The organism is Streptomyces sp. QH1-20, from assembly GCF_041283565.1.
GTDB classification, from domain to species: domain Bacteria; phylum Actinomycetota; class Actinomycetes; order Streptomycetales; family Streptomycetaceae; genus Streptomyces; species Streptomyces syringius.
This window is the reverse complement of sequence record NZ_CP166299.1, coordinates 4,813,451-4,831,802: the sequence shown is the minus strand read 5'-3', so window position 1 is coordinate 4,831,802 and position 18,352 is coordinate 4,813,451. Positions and strand designations below refer to the sequence as shown.

Below are 18,352 nucleotides of genomic sequence, written 5' to 3'. Positions count from 1 at the left end.
CGCCCGGGTGACGCGCAGGACGACACCACAGGCTCCGCTTCGGCACGGCGCCCGGCGATCACGCCGGCTGGCGGACGTTCGCGTTGACCCACTCCACGATCGACGTCGTGGTCGCGCCGGGGGTGAAGATCTCCGCGACCCCCTGCGCCTTGAGCGGGGCGATGTCCGCCTCCGGGATGATGCCGCCGCCGAAGACCTTGATGTCCTCCGCCTCGCGTTCCCGCAGCAGCTCGATCACCTTCGCGAACAGCGTGTTGTGCGCGCCGGAGAGGATGGACAGGCCGATCGCGTCGGCGTCCTCCTGGATCGCGGTGTCGACGATCTGCTCGGGCGTCTGGTGCAGCCCGGTGTAGATGACCTCCATGCCGGCGTCGCGCAGCGCACGCGCGATGACCTTGGCGCCGCGATCGTGGCCGTCGAGCCCCGGCTTGGCCACCACTACGCGGATCGGACCGGTCACTCCCATCACTGCCTCCATCTACGACTGCCGTCACCGGCCGAGGTCCCGGGCCCGGAGGCCGGGTAAGTGAACGAACGTTATCGCCAGCATCCCGCAACCCGCCGTTTCACGGAGGAGAGGGAGGGGGAAATCACACGTGGGACAAAACGTTCGACACGTCCGCTACGCACCGCGCCCGCGCCTCCGCGTCCGGTGGGCCGTCCGGCCGCACGGATCGCCGAGGAGGCGGGCGCGGTGGTCGCGACGGTAGCCGCGGTGCGGTCGCAGTGGCACCCGCCCCGCCCGGCCGCACGGCGGGCGGTGCGACGAGCGGCGCCGCGCAGCCGCCAGGAGTGCACACGGGGGACGGAGCCGCCTGCTGTGCGCAGTTCAGGAGGTCGGCCATGGGGGCCCTGCCCTTTTCCTTCCCCACCCTCGTTCGCCCTTCGGCGGCGCTGGTGCGGTCCACGGTGTGGGAGCTGTTGATCCTCGCGGGTCATCTGCTGCTCTATCCGACCGGCCTGACGCAGGAGCGCCGCCCGCCTCCCCTGCCCGTCCCGACCGCGCCCCCGCCCCCTCCCCCCGCACCAGCCCCACCGGCACCAGCGACCGCACCCGCACCCGCCGAGCCGCACCACCCACCAGTGCTCCTCCTGCACGGCTTCATCGACAACCGCTCGGTCTTCGTCCTGCTGCGCCGTTCGCTGCGGCGGCACGGCTGGTCCCAGGTCTCCTCCCTCAACTACTCGCCGCTGACCGGTGACCTCCGCACGGCGGCCGCGGTGCTCGGAGGGCATGTCGAGGAGATCTGCGGGCGCACGGACCAGGAGCGGATCGACATCGTGGGGCACAGCCTCGGCGGGCTGATCGCCCGTTACTACGTCCAGCGACTCGGCGGGGACACCCGGGTCCGCACCCTCGTCACGCTCGGCACCCCGCACCGCGGCACGACCGTGGCACCCCTGATGTCCGCGCACCCGCTCGTGCGGCAGATGCGTCCCGATTCGGAGGTCATCGCGGAGTTGTCCCGGCCCGCCCCCGATTGCGGTACGCAATTCATCGCCTTCTGGAGCGACCTGGACCAAATCATGGTCCCCGTGGAGACGGCCCGAATCGATCACCCGGATCTGTCGGCGCGCAATGTCCGGGTGAGCGGCGTCGGTCATCTCGCACTGCCGGTCCACTGGGCGATCGCGGCCGGCATCCGGCAGGCGCTGGCCGCCGAGGAAGCGGTGGCCGACGCGACGGGAACATCCTCGGTCGCCTGACCCGGTCCACCCGGCCGGCCGGGTGTTTCCTCGCTCAATCGGCCATCATTTCGAACATATATCGAACGCCAAACCTATTACTCGGGGTTCAGTCCACCGAAAGGCGGCCAAATGCCCGGACCCCGAGGGATCGAAACGTGACGAAGATTGTCGCCGTCCCGTACCGCCGGGTACAGTCGCCGCTAATTCACCTGCTGCCGAGGCGAAATGGAAGTGGTGGTGAACGACCGTCACCCGTCGGCGGGCCCAACCCCGACCGTTCCCACTCCCGATGCCTACGGGCATTACCCGGCGTATGAGCAGCAGGGCACCCAGCAGGGTTATGCCCCCTATGGCGGCTATGACACCGGGCAGTGGGACACCACAGGCCAATGGGACACCACCAGTCAGTGGGGAGTCACGGGCCAGACCCAGACCTGGGACTTCAGCGCCGTCACCGCGCAGCAGACCGGGCAGTGGGACACCACCACGACCGGCCAGTGGGACGCGAACGCCTGGGGTGCGGGCAGCTCGTACGACACCTTGGGCCAGTGGGACACGGCCGGGCACACACAGGACCAGTTCCAGCCCCAGTCGGCGTTTCCGGGCCAGGAGCACCCCCAGACCCAGACGTGGGACACGTCCGGGCAGTTCCAGGGCTGGGACACCTCCGGCCAATGGGACATGAGCGGTCAGACGCAGACGTGGGACACCAGCGCGTACGCGACACCTGACGACACGCACGGCGCCGGCCACGGCCACGAGGCCCCGCACCAACCGCCGCACGAGACCCCGCACGACGCGACCGTCATGACCGATCTCGGTCTCGCGGAGCTGAACGCGCCGGGTCCCGACACCGGCTTCGACGCCGGTTTCGACAGCGGCTTCGACTCCGGCCCCGACAGCACGGCGGGCACGGAGCCCGGGCCGCGCGTCGTCGCCGACGCCGAGACCCGGACCATGGAAGCGGTGACCGCACCGCCGCGCCGGGACGAGCCACAGGACGCACCCGGGGAGACGCGCAGCGGCCAGGGCCGCAGCCGCCGCAAGGGCGCGCCCGCCAAGGCCGGTTACCGCCCGCGCCGCAAGGCGCTGCTGACCGTCGCCGTGCCCTCGGTCGCCGTCATGGGCGTCGCCGGCATCGCCGCCGCCTCCGTCTCCACCGGCGGACAGAGCGACACCAAGCAGACCCAGGCGGCCACCGCCCCGGATCCCTCGGCCATAAAGCCCGCCATGGCCAACAGCAAGCTGGACACCCAGCTCGCGAGCCTCAGCAAGGGCGCCGACGACTTCGCCAGCCGCGCCAGCCGCACCCAGGAGCGCATCGACCTCAAGGCGCGCCAGGAGGAAGAGCGCAAGCGCAAGGCGGAGGAGGCGGCCCGCAAGGAGGCCGAGCGGCCGAAGTTCGCACTGCCCGTCGCCCAGCACGGCCTCAGCGCCTACTACGGCCAGGCGGGCATCAACTGGATGTCGACGCACACCGGCATCGACTTCCCGGTCGGCTACGGCACCCCCGTCATGGCCGCCACCGACGGCACCGTCCGCACGCAGTACAACGTGGCCTACGGAAACATGGCCATAGTGACCTCGCCCGAGGGCGTCGAGACCTGGTACTGCCACCTGAGCAGTACCAAGCTGCGGTCCGGCCCGGTCAAGGCCGGGGACGTCATCGCCTACTCCGGCAGCTCCGGCAACTCCACCGGACCGCACCTGCACTTCGAGGTACGGCCGGGCGGCTCCGCCGTCGACCCCCTGCCGTGGCTGCGCGGCCAGGGCCTCGACCCGACATAGGCGCGATGCCCCGTCCGGCGCAACCGACACGCCCGGCCGGCCGACCGATTTCCGTCGATCGATCAAGGGGCCCGTACGCACGTACGGGCCCCGGCATCGCTTGCCCCTCCGGACCGGAGTCCGGGCTAGAGCTTCTCGACCGGTGCGTAGCGCAGCAGGAGCCGCTTCGGCTTCTCCTCGCCGAAGTCGACCGTCGCCTCGGCGTTGTCACCGCTGCCCTTCACACCGACGACCGTGCCGAGCCCGAACGAATCGTGCGTGACCCGGTCCCCGATGGTGAGGGCCACCACCGGCCGGTCCTTGGTGCGCCGCGTCGCGAAACCGCTCGGGCCCGCCTTGGTGCCACCACCGCGCGAGGACGAGAACCCGGACGTCAGACCGGAGACCGCGCCCATCGACGCCGACGGTGTCGCCGGGCCGGTGCGGCGCCACTGCACGTACTGCTCGGGGATCTCCTCCAGGAAGCGCGACGGCGGGTTGTACGCGGGCTGGCCCCACGCGCTGCGCATGCTCGCCCGGGTCAGATACAGCCGCTCGCGCGCCCGCGTGATGCCGACGTAGGCCAGCCGCCGCTCCTCCTCCAGCTCCTTGGTCTGGCCGAGGGCCCGCATGTGCGGGAAGACGCCGTCCTCCATGCCGGTGAGGAAGACGCAGGGGAACTCCAGGCCCTTCGCCGTGTGCAGGGTCATCAGCGTGATGACGCCGGTGCCCTCGGTGTCCTCGTCGGGGATCTGGTCCGAGTCGGCGACCAGCGCGACCTTCTCCAGGAACTCCGCCAGCGTGCCGGGGCTCTCGGCGCCCTCGACGGACCGCTCCTGTTCGAACTCCAGGGCCACGGCGGCCAGCTCCTGGAGATTCTCGATGCGGGTCTCGTCCTGCGGGTCGGTGGACGCCTGGAGCTCGGCGAGATAGCCCGTGCGCTCCAGGACCGCCTCCAGCACGGTCGCGGGACCGGCCCCGGACTCCACGATCGTGCGCAGCTCCTCCATCAGGACGTTGAAGCGCTTGACCGCGTTGGACGAGCGGGCGGCCATGCCGTACGCCTCGTCCACCCGCCGCAGCGCCTGCGCGAAGCTGATCTTCTCGCGCAGCGACAGTGCGTCGATCATGGCCTCGGCGCGGTCCCCGATGCCCCGCTTGGGCACATTGAGGATGCGGCGCAGCGGCACGGTGTCCTCGGGGTTGGCGAGCACCCGCAGGTAGGCCAGCACATCGCGGACCTCCTTGCGCTCGTAGAAGCGCACGCCGCCGACGACCTTGTAGGGCAGTCCGACGCGGATGAAGATCTCTTCGAAGACACGGGACTGGGCGTTGGTCCGGTAGAAGACGGCGACGTCCCCGGCCTTGGCGTCCCCGGCGTCCGTCAGCCGGTCGATCTCGTCGGCGACGAACTGCGCCTCGTCGTGCTCGGTGTCGGCCACGTAGCCGGTGATGGTCGCGCCGGCCCCGGCCTCGGTCCACAGATTCTTCGGGCGGCGGTTCTGGTTCCGCTCGATCACCGCGTTCGCCGCGGAGAGGATCGTCTGTGTGGAGCGGTAGTTCTGCTCCAGCAGGATCGTGGTGGCGTCCGCGTAGTCCTCCTCGAACTGGAGGATGTTGCGGATCGTGGCGCCGCGGAAGGCGTAGATCGACTGGTCGGCGTCACCCACGACGCACAGCTCGGCGACACCCTCCTCGGGGGCGTTCTCCGCGGTGCCCACCAGCTCGCGCACCAGGGTGTACTGCGCGTGGTTGGTGTCCTGGTACTCGTCGACCAGCACGTGCCGGAAGCGGCGGCGGTAGTGGTCGGCCACGTCCGGGAACGCCTGGAGGAGGTGGACGGTGGTCATGATGATGTCGTCGAAGTCGAGGGCGTTGGCCTCGCGGAGCCGCGACTGGTACATCGCGTACGCCTCGGCGAGCGTCTTCTCGAAGCCGTCCGCCGCCTGCGCGGCGAAGTCCTCCTCGTCGATCAGCTCGTTCTTCAGGTTCGAGATCTTCGCGCTGAACGACTTCGGCGGGAACTTCTTCGGGTCGAGGTCCAGATCGCGGCAGACGAGCGCCATGAGGCGCTTCGAGTCGGCCGCGTCGTAGATCGAGAAGGAGGACGTGAAGCCCAGCTTCTTGCTCTCCCGGCGCAGGATCCGCACGCACGCACTGTGGAAGGTCATGACCCACATGGCGTTGGCGCGCGGGCCCACGAGCTCCTCGACGCGCTCCTTCATCTCGCCCGCGGCCTTGTTGGTGAAGGTGATCGCGAGGATCTGCCCCGGGTGGACGTGGCGGGAGCCCAGGAGATGGGCGATGCGGTGCGTGAGCACCCGGGTCTTGCCGGACCCGGCACCCGCGACGATCAGCAGCGGCGAGCCGGTGTGCACCACGGCGGCACGCTGCTGGTCGTTCATCCCCTCCAGCAGGGCGACCGGGTCCACGACAGGCCGGGCCGCCCCGTCGCGGTAATACGCGTCGCGGGGGACGGGAGCGTCGAAAGCGCCCCCGAAGAGGTCGTGCGGCACCGGCTCCGGGGCCGCTTCCTCCGGGGGCGGTGGGTGCTCCTCGCCCGAGGGGCCGAGGTCCGCCAGGAAGCTGTCGTCAAAGAGGCTGCTCATCGCCTCCCGAGTCTAGGCCGCCCCACTGACAGCCGGTCCCGCTTCGGCCGAGCCGGACGCCCCCGGGGCTGTGACCTACGTCTACGTCCGCTCCGTCCGCGGGGACGACGGCGGGGACGGAGAGGGGCCCGGCGCCGTCGCCCGCGCCCGCCCAGGACGAGCGCGGTCGCTACGTCCAGAGCACGGCGACGAAGACGTTCGCCGTGGTCAGCGCGCCCACCGTGCCGAAGGCGGCGGCCGGGACCTTCTCGTCGTCGCGCTTGACGTAGACCAGGCCGAGGATCACGATCAGCAGCGCCAGCTTCACGCCGATCTTGACGGTGTTGACGGTGTTGTCGTCGGCCTGGTTGAGGCCGACCAGCGCGACACCGGTGACCAGCATGGTCAGCGCGCCGTGCAGCATCGCCGGGACCATGCGGGCCTCGCCCTTGCCCATGGCCTTCATCTGGGTCATGAAGCCACCGAGCAGGGCGGCGATGCCGATGATGTGCAGGCCGACGAAGGCGTGAATCAGTACGTCCATGGTGACCGACCCTAGCCGGGGCCATAGCACCCGACCGCAGCCAGGTAGGGCGCTATCGCCACATCGGTCACACGCTGGCCGCTTCCCTCCGTACGGGCCCGAGCCGCGCGGTCACCGACGGTCACTGAATAGCTGATTCCGGGCATTACCGGTCAAGCCCGTATCCACGTGACCCCGCGGTTTAGCGTCCTCCTCCAGACGGCGGTGGTCCGCTCACTCTCCCCCCTCGCGCGGACCACCGTCGTCCGGAACACCGCATCGCAAGGCTCCGGAAGGGAGTGACGACCGACGTGGCGTCGCACCGCAAGCCCAAGCAGTACCCGCTGGCCGGGAACACCGCCCGGACGGCGGCCACCCTCGCCCTCGCAGGCGTCGCCACCGCGACCGCGCTCGACGGCACCGGCAACGCCACGCCACCTCCCACCAAGGACCAGGTCAAGGCGCGGGTCGGCCAGTACTACCGGGAGGCCGAGGTGGCCACCGAGCGGTACAACGGCGTGCGGGAGAAGGCCGACCGGGCCCGGTCGGCGCTGGACGGGCTGCAGGACGAGGCGGCCCGCAGGACCGAGCGGCTCACCGCCGCCCGCAACGCCCTGGGGTCCTTCGCCACCGCCCAGTACCGCGAAGGCGGCCTCCCGCCCGCCGTGCGGCTCCTGCTGTCCTCCTCGCCGGACCGGTATCTGGAACGGGCGTCGCTGGCCGACCGCGCGGGCAGCCTGCAGGCCGTCGCCCTCACCCGGGTGCGGAGCGAGCTGCGGGGCGTGGAGCAGGTCCGCACCACCGCGGCGGCCCGGCTCGCCGAGCTCAAGGACGAACAGGCCGCGCTGGCCCGGCACAAGCGGACCGTCGAGGCGAAGCTCGACGACGCCCGGCGGCTCCTGAACCGGCTCACGGCCGAGGAGCGCGCGGAGTTCCAGGGCGGCGGCGCAGCGGCAGACGCCCCGGCGGGCGAAGCCGAGCGGGGCGCCGCCGCGAGCACGGCGCCCCTGGGGCGGGCGGGCCGGTCGGTCTCCCACGCCGGCGCGCAGGCCCCGACGGAGCGCGCCGCACGGGCCGTGGCCTTCGCGTACTCCGCGCTCGGCAAGCCGTACGTGTGGGGGGCGACGGGCCCGGCCGGGTTCGACTGCTCGGGGCTGACGCAGGCGGCCTGGCGGTCGGCGGGGGTGTCGCTGCCGCGTACGACCTATACGCAGATCAACGCCGGGCGGCGGATCGGACGGTCCCAGCTGGCCCCCGGCGACCTGGTCTTCTTCTACTCGGGCGTCAGTCACGTCGGCCTGTACATCGGCGGCGGGAAGATGATCCACGCCCCGCACCCCGGGGCGCCGGTGCGGGTCGCCCCCGTCGACCAGATGCCGTTCGCGGGGGCGGCCAGACCGGCCTGACGGGGGCTACGGCCGGAGCTGCCGGGTGAGCCAGCGGAAGACGTCCGGGACCTGCCGCTTCCAGACCGCCGTGCCGTGCCCGCCCGCGCCCGCGGGGATCATCGACACATGGACGGTCGTCGGCGCCTTCGCCGACTTCTTGATCGCCAGCCCGCCCTGGTAGCCGTCGCCCTCCGCACCGGAGATGAACAGCGCGACGCGCGGCGGGGTCTTGGCGCGCTGGAGCATCTTCCAGGGGTTGTTCGCCTCGCGCAGCTCGGGGGTCTTCGCGGTGAGCGAGGCGGGCTCGCCGATCGGGTCGTTGTAGCCGGACAGGCTCACCCCGGCCCGGTAGCGGTCGGGGTGCGCGACGGCCAGCTTCGCCGCGCAGTGCGCACCGGCCGAGTAGCCGGCGACGGCCCAGCCGTCGGCCTTCTCCTCCGCCCGGAAGTTGTCGACGACCATCTTGCGGACGTCGACGCTCAGCCAGGTGTCGGCGTTGACCTTGCCGGGGATGTTGGCGCAGCCCGTGTCGACGTTCCCGAGGAGGGTCGTGCGCGGCGCGACGATGATGAAGGGGGCCACCTCGCCCTTGGCCATCAGCGGCTTGAGCTGGGTGTTGACGTTCAGGCTGCCGAACCACGCCTTCGCCGAGCCGGGGAAGCCGGGCAGCACCTCGACCACCGGGAACTTCTTGTCCTTGTACGCCGGGTCGTCGTACTGCGGCGGCAGCCAGACGTAGACCTCGCCCTCCACTCCCGATATCCGGCCCTTGAGCTGTGTCTCGCGGACTCCGGGCCCCATCCGCCCGTCCGAGGCGGGCTTGAACGTCTGCAGCACCTTCGGCTCGCGGTCCAGCGACTTGCCGCCGGTGCCGTCCGGCCCGAGGTCGGCCGCCTCGGTCACGTGGTCGCCGGTGCCGAGCAGGTCGTCCCAGTTGTCGAAGAGCGCGTTGGAGTTGTTGACGATCACGAAGACCATGACGATCGCGGTCACCTGCGCGAAGAGGATCATGAACAACCGCGTGACCAGGCGTACGACCTTCGGGCCGCCGATCCGGCTCCACAGCGCGAGCGGCAGCACCAGGGCCACCACGACCAGGACGATCGTGGTCAGGAAGAAGGGCGTACCCGTCAGACTCATCGGGCTCTCGTTTCCGGATCGCGGGCCCGGCGGGCCCCGGCCCTGCGTGAGTGAGAGCCTCTCGTCCGTTCAAGATGCCATGGGAGGCGCGAAGGTTCCGCCGCCGTTTCTCCCGGCGGCCGGGGGCCCAGGCGGCACATACTGTCGGTGATCGTCGCACTCCGTTCCGCACTTCAGGGGGCTTTCGTGCCGTCGTCCACCACCCCGGGCCTCGCATGGTCGTCGGGATACGACCTCGGCAAGAACAACTGCAGTGAGTTCGGGGCGGCACCGCAGGCCGACGGTTGTCTGTGGGTGTTCGTCCGCAGCAGTTACCCGAACGACTTCTACGGGCGGCTCCGACGGCGGGACGACTCATGGGCCCCTTGGAGCAAGTTCGCCCTCGGCCCCACCACCATTGACGGCGTTCCCACCGCCCTGCGCGGTTCCGACGGGATCATCGGCGTCTTCTGGCGCAGCCGGGACGACGGCCTGTGGGGCGTGCGCCAGACGGCGCTCAACACCGACGGCTGGGGTGCGCCGGAACGGCTCGCCTCACAGGTGGCGAGCGACCCCGCGGTCGCGCTCGGCGCGGACGGCAGGGCCTGCGTCTTCTTCCACGGCACCGACCGTGCCCTGTGGCTCGTGCGGCAGGAGCGGGCGGACGCCGCGGCATGGGCCGAACCCCGGAGCCTGGGCGGGGACGCCGGCGGGAGCGCCACGTCGGCCCCCGCCGCCGCCCGGGGCGGAGACGGGAGGCTGCATGTGTTCACACACGACGCGGCCGACGAGCTGCGGGTGATCGCGCAGGACCCGGCGGACCCCTCGGGTGACAGCTGGGACGGGTACGCGCGCGTGTCGGCGCCCGGGACCACGGTGGCCGTAAGGCCGTTCGCCACCACCGACGCGGATCAGCGCGTCCGGGTCTTCTGGCGGGTGGGCACGACGGGGTGGCACGCGGTCCAGGGCCCGGGGTACGCGGGCTGGACCGCCCCGCGGGCCCTGCCGGGGAACACCCAGGAAACACCGGCGGCGGTCCTCGCGCTGGACGGGCGGCTCGAGGTGTTCCTGGTCGGCACGGACCGCCGGCTGTGGATCGCCTCGCAGAAGCGGCCCAACGCGGACGACTTCGCCGGCCCCGAGAGCCTGGGCGGCGGCTACACGGGCACCCCGGCTCCGGCCAGGGTCCAGGACAACCGCGTCACGGTGGCCCTCCGGGAGCACGGGAGCGACAGCCGCGCCTCGTTCCGGACGCAGCAGTGGACGTCGTAGCGCTCCGTCACCGAGGCCGCTACACTGTGTAATCATCGCAGTGCGCACCGTTTCCGCAGGGGGTTAGCGTGCCACCCACCACCACGCCCGGCCTTGCCTGGCCGAACAGTCCCATCAGCCTCTCCGGCACCACTACGAACGCCCCCTGCGCATCGCCCCAAGCCGACGGGCGCATCCACGCGATCACCCAGTTCAGCAACGGCGGCCTCGGCCACCGATGGCAGAACAGGGACGGGAGCTGGGCGGGCTGGGAGCAGTTCGGCAACGTCTCCAACCAGGTGGACGGCGTCCCGGCCGCTCTGCGGGACGCCCGTGGCCTCCTCCACATCTTCTGGCGCGACACGAAGAGCAGCCTGTGGTGTCTTTCGCAAAAGACCGTCAACACCGACTGGGCCAAGCCGGAGGAGATCGTCACCAAGACCGCCGGTGACCAGGGCGGGACGGCCGTCGGCGTTCAGGGCGACCCCGCGCCCGTCCTGAACGCCGACGGTCGGATCTCGGTCTTCTTCCACGGCACCGACGGCGCCCTGTGGCACGTGCACCAGCAAGGGGTGGACTACGCCTCCTGGAGCCGGCCGCGGAGTCTGCGCGGAAATGTGGGCCAGAGCAGAAGGGCCCCCGCCGTCGCCCGCGCCGGGGACGGCCGCCTGCACGCCTTCGTGACCAACGCCGCGGGCGAAGTGGACGCCATCACGCAGACGGAGGCCGACGCCACCGACGAGTGGGGGCCGTACGTCCGCGTCTCACCGCCCGACGCCGGGGTGACGGCCGGCCCGTCCGCCACCACGGACGCCAACCAGCGCGTCCGCGTCTTCTGGCTGTCCGGCACGACGGCCCACCACGCGGTCCAGTGCGCGGGCTACACCGGCTGGAGCGCCTCCCGAGCCCTTCCGGGGTCCGTCTCCACCACGCCCAGGGCGGTCCTCGCCCAGGACGGGAAGCTGGAGGTGTTCGTCATCGACTCCGGCAGAAGCCTCTGCGTCGCCCGGCAGAAGTCGGTCAACGGCTCGGACTTCACCTCCTTCGAGTCCCTCAACCTCACCGGCTTCGCCGGCTACCACCCGGTCACGACCACGACCTCCGACAACCGGGTCGCCGTGCTGGCGCGCGGGTCGGACCACGCCACATGGGTCGCCATACAGCAGTGACCGTGAGCGACTTCGTGAACAGCTTTGTCGGTATCGCAGTGTGCGCCTGAAGGAGAGTCGTGCCGCCCCCCACCGCCTCCGGCCTCAATTGGGCCTCGCAGAGCGTGTCCATCGGCCCCGCCCAAGGCCTTATCGGCCACCCCGCCCTGGCGTCCCACGCCGACGGCCGTCTGCACATGTTCATCCGGACCCCCGACAACGCCCTGGCCGGCAGGGCCTCGCAGCGCGACGGGACCTGGGCCGAGAACGGGAGCTGGGACACCGCGCCCGGCACGGCAGGCAGCGTCGCCGGTGCCCCGGCCGCCGTGCGGGGCGCGGACGGCCGCGTCCACGTCTTCTGGCGCGGTGCCGACGGCAGCCTCCGGCTGTACCGCCAGCAGGTCGTCAACACCGGGGACTGGTCGGCCGCCATGGAGATCGTGCCCCACGGGGTCGCCGGAAACCCGGCGGCCGCCCTGAACGCCGACGGCCGGATCTCGGTGTTCTACAACGGCACCGACAGAACACTGCGGCACGTCACCCAGCACGAGACGGACCCCGACGGCTGGGCACCGCCGTACGCCCTGAAGGGGACCGTCCTCCATACGAACCTGGCCCTGGCACCCGCGGTGGCCCGTAACGGCCAGGGCCGGCTGCATGTCTTCGCGCACGGCTCCGCCCGCGAGGTGTGGGGCACGGCGCAGAAGGCCGCGGGCAGCACCACGGGGTGGGGCGACTACGTCCAGGTCTCCGCCCCCGGGGCCAAGGTCGCCGACGGTCTCTGCGCCGTGACCGACGCCGATCAGCGCATCCGCGTCTTCTGGCGGTCGGGCGCCACGGGCTACCACTGCGTCCAGTCGCCCGGTTACCGCGGCTGGGAGCGGCCCCGGGCCCTCCCGGGCAGCACGGACACCACACCGATGGCCGTCCTGGCGCAGGACGGCCGACTGGAGGTGTTCCTGCTCAAGGACGGTCAGCTCGCGGTCACCAAACAGGAGGAGGTCAACGGCGCCACGTTCTCACCGCCCCAGAGCTTCGGCCGCGTGTACGGCACGTTCCCGGCGGTGCCGGCCAGGACCCACGACCACCGCGTCGTGGTCGCCGCCCGCAACGGCTCCGTCTTCGTCCACCCGCAGGTCTGGGCCTAGCGGGCAGGGGCCTTGCGGGGCCGACCGGTCAGACCAGCCTGCGGGCCGTGGCCCAGCGGGTCAGCTCGTGACGGTTGGACAGCTGGAGCTTGCGCAGCACCGCCGAGACATGCGACTCGACCGTCTTGACCGAGATGAAGAGCTGCTTGGCGATCTCCTTGTAGGCGTAGCCGCGCGCGATCAGCCGCAGCACCTCGCGCTCGCGCTGGGTCAGCCGGTCGAGGTCCTCGTCGACCGGCGGGGCGTCCGTCGACGCGAAGGCGTCCAGCACGAAGCCGGCCAGCCGGGGCGAGAAGACGGCGTCGCCGTCCTTGACCCGGAAGACCGCGTCGACCAGGTCCGTACCGGTGATGGTCTTGGTGACGTAACCGCGGGCGCCACCGCGGATGACACCGATGACGTCCTCGGCGGCGTCGGAGACCGACAGGGCCAGGAAGCGGACCGGGGACTCGGGGTCGGCCATCAGCGGGGCGCAGCGGCGCAGCACCTCCACCCCGCCGCCGCCGGGCAGATGGACGTCCAGCAGGACGACCTCGGGGCGGGTCGCCGTGATGACCGTCACCGCCTGGTCGACATCGGCGGCCTCGCCCACGACCTCGACGCCCGTCCGCTCGGTGGCCCCGATCTCGGCCTGCACACCGGTGCGGAACATCCGGTGGTCGTCCACGAGCACGACCCTCGCATGGCGCTCCGTCACTTCTTCGGTCGTCATGACGCCTTCTCCGCCCTCTCCATTTCCAGCTCCACTTCGGTCCCCCCGTCGGGCGCGGAACGCAGTCTCGCCGTGCCGCCGTTGCGCTGCATCCTGCCGATGATCGATTCGCGGACGCCCATCCGGTCCTCGGGGACGGCGTCCGGATCGAAGCCGGGCCCCCGGTCCCGTACGGAAATGAAGACCGTACGCCCCTCGACCTCGGCATAGACCTGGACGGCGCCGCCCTCGCCACCGTACTTGGCGGCGTTGACCATGGCTTCCCGGGCGGCCTGCTGCTGCGCGGCCAGCCGCTCGTCCAGCGGGCAGTCGCCGACGACGACGACCTCGATCGGGACCCCGTGGTAGTCCTCGACCTCGGCGGCGGTGGCCTTCACGGCCTCGGCCAGGGTGGTGGGCTCCTCGGCCTCGTCCTTGCCGCGCCCCTCGGGCCTGTAGAGCCAGGCGCGCAGCTCCCGCTCCTGGGCGCGGGCGAGGCGGGCGACCTCGCGGGGGTCGTCGGCGTTGCGCTGGATGAGGGTGAGGGTGTGCAGGACGGAGTCATGGACGTGGGCGGCGACCTCGGCGCGCTCCTGGGCGCGGATGCGCATCGTCCGTTCCGCCGAGAGGTCCTGCGTCATCCGGACGACCGAGGGGCCCGCCAGCAACGCGATCCCCACCACGACGGCCAGCGAGGCCTGGAGGACCGTGCCCAGGTGCCGGGCCGAGCCCTGGAGGACGACCATGCCGGTGACCCCGGCGCCGACCAGCAGCACGCCCGCCGCGCCGCGCGCGAGCGGCAGGACCCGCTTGCGGCGGCTGACCTCCATCCAGTGGGCACGCCGGGCGTTGTCCGCCTGCCGCCACACGAGGGCGACCCCCGCGCCGATCAGCAGCAGCGGCCAGATGTAGGCGTTGGCACGGCCGAGCTGAAGCGTGTCGACGAAGATCGCGACACCGATGATGACGGCGATGAGCGCGAAGACCTGACCACGGTCGGGCCTACGGGCCAAGCGCCTTCTGCGCCCGTCCGGGGAGGTCTCGGTGGCGGTCGCCGCGCGCGGTGCCTCGACCCCGCCGACGCCGAGCGGCACCACGAACCAGAACACCGCGTAGAGCACGGCACCCATGCCCTGCACCATGAACAGCGCGCCGAACGCGACCCGCACCCACGACACCGGCATGCCCAGATGCCCCGCGAGCCCCCGGGCCACGCCGCCCAGCAGCCGCCCCTCGGCACTGCGGTACAGCTTGCGCAGCGGCGGGGCGTCGGGGTCGGGCGGCGCGTAGGCGCCCCCGGCACGGGGCGGCGTCGTCGATGCGCTGGTCATGCTCCGATCGTCACATGCCCGTGCCCGCAGGGGTATCAGGGTCGTCCCTGACCGGACCCGGGAAACCCCCCGGGAAGAACCCGCCGCTTTACGAGCCCGGTCCGCCGGGTCCCGGCCGGAAGCCGTCGCGGAGCACGTTGAAGACGGAGACGTGCCGGTTCCACTCGTCCTTCGGCGCGGAGAGATAGAGGGCGTACTCATTGCCGCCCTCCCGGCCGAACCCGAGGTCGATGGCCCGGAACTCACGGACCCGGCCCTTGAAGGTGAACTCCCATACCGCCGCGGGCTCGCCCCGGAACTTGGTCTCCTGCATCCGACCCAGCCGGTAGCCGTCGACCTCCGTCTTGAGCTGCTCCTCGACCTCCTTCCAGTGCTGGAGGTGGTCGGGGCTCGCGAAGTCGAGGACGTTGACCTTGAGGCCGACGAGTCCGCCCGGGGCGATGTAGTCGACCTCGACGGGCGACTTCTCCTTACGGGTCCAGCCGTTGGGCACGGGGAAGGAGACGCCGAGCCGCTTCTCCTCCACCAGGTGGTAGCCCGTCGGCACGGGCGGTGGTTTCCAGGCGGCCTGCGACGGGTCGGCGGGCCGGCCGGTGTGCTGCTCACCGCCCTTGGGCGCGGTCGCCCGGGGGTCGGTGTCCTGGCCGGGGCCGGCGTCCCACGTCATGAAGAACGCGCCGGCCGCGAGCCCGGCGACGACGACGGTGGCCGTCGCGCCCCACAGGAGCCTGCGGGTCCGGCGGCCGCCGCCTTCGCGCGCGGCAGCGGCTGCCGGCTCCCCCGCCGCGTCGGAGGACCGCGGCGGAGCGACCGTCCCCGCGGTGTCCGCGGCCTCGGCGGGCCCCGGCGGCTCGGCGGGCTCGTCGCGCCCGGAAGGTTCAACGGCCGTGGGCGCGCAGGTGGTGGCCATCGTGCGCTCGGTCCGCCGCTCCGGTATGCGCAGATACGCCGTCTCCACCTCGGCCACCGGCTCGCGCAGGATCTGCTCGGCCAGCTCGGCCGGCGGACGCAGGTCCGGTTCCTTGGCGAGCAGGGTCTCGATCAGCCGGGTCAGCGGCCCCGCCCGCAGGGGCGGTTCCAGCGGGTCCATGGCGATGGCGTAGGCCGTCTCGACCGCGGTGTCCTTGCGGAACGGCGGTCGCCCTTCCAGCGCCTGATACAGCGTCGCGCCGAGCGCCCACAGATCGGACGCGGGGCCCGGCTTGGCCCCTTTGACCCGCTCGGGCGCGATGTAGTCGATCGAACCGACCATCTCGCCCGTCTTGGTCAGCGTCGACGTACCGGTGGACTGGGCGATGCCGAAGTCCGTGAGCACGACGCGCCCGTCCTCGCCGAGCAGCACATTGCCGGGCTTGACGTCGCGGTGCAGCACCCCGGCCGCGTGGGCCGCCCGCAAGGCCGCGATCATGCCGCGCCCGATGCGGGCCGCCTCGTCCGGCGAGACGGTGCCCTGCCGGAGCACGTCGCCGAGCGTCCTCGACGGCACGTACTCCATCACGATGCACGGCAGTCCGTCGTGCTCGACCACATCGTGGACGACCACCACGTTGGGGTGGTTGATACGGGCCGCGCTGCGCGCCTCGCGGCGGGTGCGCTCGTAGAGGGTGGCGAGTTCGTCCTCCTCCAGATACGGGGAGACGTGCAGCTGCTTGAGCGCGACCTGACGGTCCAGCAACTCGTCCTCGGCACGCCAGACGGTGCCCATGCCGCCGCGGCCCACACGCTCGAGGAGCCGGTACCGCCCGGCGATCAGCAGACCGCGATCCGGCCGCGATCCGGCCGCCTCGGGCCACCCGGACGCAGCCCCGGACACTGACTCAGACACCGTGCGCCCCTCCGGTTCCCACATGGGTGTTCGATGCGCCACGATATCCGCCACCGTCTCAGGGAAAATCTCAGGGAACGAGCAGGGTCCCCACGGATGCCTTTCGCACCGCCCGGTTGACACCATGTCCGTATGACCGACGCACCAACCGCCCAGGGCTCCCGGCCCGCGAACCCGGCGCCCCACCCGCCGCCGGGCGCCAGGCCGCCCTTGCGGCGCAGCCGTGAGCACAAGGTGCTCTCCGGTGCCTGCGGGGGCCTCGGCCGCTGCTTCGACCTGGACCCGGTCGTCTTCCGGGTGGTGCTGGGCGTGCTCGGGGTCACCGGCGGGCTGGGCCTGATCGTCTACGGGCTGGCGTGGCTGCTCATCCCGCTGGAGGGCGAGGAGGAGAACGAGGCCCGGCGGATGCTGTCCGGCCGGGTCGAGGGCCCGGCCCTGACGGCGTTGCTCTGCGCGCTGGTGGGCTGCGGTCTGTTCCTGTCGATGCTCAACAACAGCGGGGCGATGGCCTTCTCGCTGGCGCTGACCGTCGCGATCGTCGGCGCGGCCTATTGGTCGCAGCACCACCGCCCCGCCGACGGCGAGGAGGACGCCCCCGCCACGCAGAAAACGGTGGAGGCCCCGCCGGAGACGAAGGCGCCGCCCACGCCGGGCACCCCCTCCTGGTGGCGCGACCCGATCGTCAAGGACGGCATGACGGGCCCGGCTCCCATGGGCACGGGCTATTTGTGGGGTCCCGACGACGGCCTGGGCGCCGCCCCGGCCCCCGGTCCCGCACCCGGCCACGGCACCGGCCACGGCCGGTACGGCGGCCACGGCCCGTTCGACGGCCTGTACGAGCCGAAGGCCACGGCAGCCCGTCCGCCCGCGCCCCGCGCCACGCCGCAGCCGGCCGGGCGGGCGCTGGGCGGCTGGCTCTTCCTGCTGGCGCTGGCCGCCTTCGCGCTCGGCGTCGGTCTGACCCGGCACGACCGGGCGCTCGGCACCTCCCTGGAGATCGGCCTCGCCTGCGCGCTCGGCGTCTTCGGCCTCGGCATCGCGACGAGCGCGCTGTACGGGCGCACGGGCGGCGGGACCGTCTTCGCGGCGATGCTGACCGGCGTCCTGCTCACGGGCGCCGCCGCGCTGCCGGAGTCGGTGACGGCCGACTGGACCCGCAGGACCTGGCGCCCGGCGAGCGCGGCGGAGGTCCGGGACCACTACGCGGTGGGCAGCGGCGTGGGCGTGCTCGACCTGTCGGGTGTCGCTTGGCCGAAGGACAAGCCGATCGGCACGAGCGCCGGGGCGGGGGCCGGACAGCTCAAGATCATCGTGCCGCCGGACGTCACGGCCCGGCTCGACGTCAAGGTCGGCCTCGGCGACATCCAGCTGCCCGGCGAGCAGCGCGAGGACATCGACATCAGCCCCGGGCAGCGCAAACGGATCAGCCTGCCGCCGCTCGCCGGACACACCTCGCGCGGCACGCTGGAGATCCGGCTCGAGGTCGGTATCGGCCAGGTGGAGGTGACCCGTGCGACGCCATGACTTCGAACCGGGCAAGCTCGTCATCGGACTCGTCCTCCTGGGCGGCTGCGCGGCCTATCTCGCCGCCGCCGCAGGCCGGTGGCACTTCCCCGCCTATGTGCTGCTGCCGGCCCTGGGCATCGCCCTCTGCGTCTCCGGCGCGGTCTCCGCACTCGCCGTCTCCGTCCGCCGCCGCCGCGAGCCTGCCGGCCGGGATGACCGGGATTGAAGCCGTGGAGTGCGCACCTCCGCTGCGCGGCGGTGCCCTCAAACCCCGGACGGGCTGCTGTGCTGTGTCCTCAAGCGCCGGACGGACTGCTGTGGCTGAGCTCAGCCCCCATCAAGCTCGTCCGGGGCTTGAGGACGCGCCCGCAGGGCGCT

Annotated in this window: 15 protein-coding genes; 8 read left to right on the top strand and 7 right to left on the bottom strand. The window is 72.1% G+C overall.

Annotation, left to right across the window (positions count from 1 at the left end; all coding sequences use genetic code 11):
- Positions 1–58 precede the first annotated feature (58 nt).
- Positions 59–466, bottom strand: a complete 408-nt coding sequence (locus AB8O64_RS22030; RefSeq protein WP_356453331.1) for a cobalamin B12-binding domain-containing protein — start codon at positions 464–466, stop codon at positions 59–61.
- Positions 467–843: 377 nt separating this feature from the next.
- Between AB8O64_RS22030 and AB8O64_RS22025 the strand changes: the two genes are divergently transcribed.
- Complete coding sequence (locus AB8O64_RS22025) at positions 844–1,707, top strand: esterase/lipase family protein (protein ID WP_370420870.1); 864 nt, start codon at positions 844–846, stop codon at positions 1,705–1,707.
- Between the two features lie 219 nt (positions 1,708–1,926).
- Positions 1,927–3,477 (top strand): peptidoglycan DD-metalloendopeptidase family protein, encoded by a 1,551-nt coding sequence (locus AB8O64_RS22020; protein WP_370420869.1) that lies wholly within the window; start codon positions 1,927–1,929, stop codon positions 3,475–3,477.
- 125 nt (positions 3,478–3,602) lie between these two features.
- Here AB8O64_RS22020 and pcrA read toward each other — a convergent pair whose 3' ends face one another.
- Positions 3,603–6,065 (bottom strand): DNA helicase PcrA, encoded by a 2,463-nt coding sequence (pcrA, locus tag AB8O64_RS22015; RefSeq protein WP_370420867.1) that lies wholly within the window; start codon positions 6,063–6,065, stop codon positions 3,603–3,605.
- Positions 6,066–6,234: 169 nt separating this feature from the next.
- The gene (locus AB8O64_RS22010) at positions 6,235–6,588 is read right to left on the bottom strand and encodes a hypothetical protein (RefSeq protein WP_130879460.1); all 354 of its coding nucleotides are present in this window, start codon (positions 6,586–6,588) and stop codon (positions 6,235–6,237) included.
- A gap of 290 nt (positions 6,589–6,878) precedes the next feature.
- Here AB8O64_RS22010 and AB8O64_RS22005 point away from each other — a divergent pair, with 290 nt between their 5' ends.
- Complete coding sequence (locus AB8O64_RS22005) at positions 6,879–7,973, top strand: NlpC/P60 family protein (protein ID WP_370420865.1); 1,095 nt, start codon at positions 6,879–6,881, stop codon at positions 7,971–7,973.
- A 6-nt stretch (positions 7,974–7,979) separates the two neighbouring features.
- On the opposite strand, the gene AB8O64_RS22000 is transcribed toward AB8O64_RS22005, so the two are convergent.
- Positions 7,980–9,095 (bottom strand): alpha/beta hydrolase, encoded by a 1,116-nt coding sequence (locus AB8O64_RS22000; protein ID WP_370420863.1) that lies wholly within the window; start codon positions 9,093–9,095, stop codon positions 7,980–7,982.
- A gap of 186 nt (positions 9,096–9,281) precedes the next feature.
- Here AB8O64_RS22000 and AB8O64_RS21995 point away from each other — a divergent pair, with 186 nt between their 5' ends.
- From AB8O64_RS21995 to AB8O64_RS21985, 3 genes are all read left to right on the top strand, one after another.
- A complete protein-coding gene (locus AB8O64_RS21995; protein WP_370420862.1) occupies positions 9,282–10,346 on the top strand; it encodes a hypothetical protein in 1,065 nt (354 codons plus the stop codon).
- Between the two features lie 68 nt (positions 10,347–10,414).
- Positions 10,415–11,494, top strand: coding sequence for a hypothetical protein (locus AB8O64_RS21990; protein ID WP_370420861.1), 1,080 nt, complete (start codon positions 10,415–10,417; stop codon positions 11,492–11,494).
- Positions 11,495–11,553: 59 nt separating this feature from the next.
- Positions 11,554–12,621 carry a hypothetical protein gene (locus AB8O64_RS21985; RefSeq protein ID WP_370420859.1) on the top strand — a complete coding sequence of 356 codons (1,068 nt, stop codon included), beginning with the start codon at positions 11,554–11,556 and terminating at the stop codon, positions 12,619–12,621.
- Positions 12,622–12,649: 28 nt separating this feature from the next.
- On the opposite strand, the gene AB8O64_RS21980 is transcribed toward AB8O64_RS21985, so the two are convergent.
- From AB8O64_RS21980 to AB8O64_RS21970, 3 genes are all read right to left on the bottom strand, one after another.
- On the bottom strand, positions 12,650–13,333 hold the full coding sequence (locus AB8O64_RS21980; protein ID WP_356453323.1) for a response regulator transcription factor: 684 nt from the start codon (positions 13,331–13,333) through the stop codon (positions 12,650–12,652).
- A complete protein-coding gene (locus AB8O64_RS21975) occupies positions 13,330–14,643 on the bottom strand; it encodes a PspC domain-containing protein (RefSeq protein ID WP_370420857.1) in 1,314 nt (437 codons plus the stop codon). Before AB8O64_RS21975 ends, AB8O64_RS21980 begins: the two co-directional genes overlap by 4 nt.
- 88 nt (positions 14,644–14,731) lie before the next feature.
- Entirely contained in the window at positions 14,732–16,468 is a 1,737-nt protein-coding gene (locus AB8O64_RS21970; RefSeq protein ID WP_370420855.1) for a serine/threonine-protein kinase, read from the bottom strand.
- 132 nt (positions 16,469–16,600) lie between these two features.
- Between AB8O64_RS21970 and AB8O64_RS21965 the strand changes: the two genes are divergently transcribed.
- Positions 16,601–17,992, top strand: coding sequence for a PspC domain-containing protein (locus AB8O64_RS21965; protein WP_370420853.1), 1,392 nt, complete (start codon positions 16,601–16,603; stop codon positions 17,990–17,992).
- Entirely contained in the window at positions 17,979–18,200 is a 222-nt protein-coding gene (locus AB8O64_RS21960) for a hypothetical protein (RefSeq protein WP_370420851.1), read from the top strand. Before AB8O64_RS21965 ends, AB8O64_RS21960 begins: the two co-directional genes overlap by 14 nt.
- Positions 18,201–18,352 lie beyond the last annotated feature (152 nt).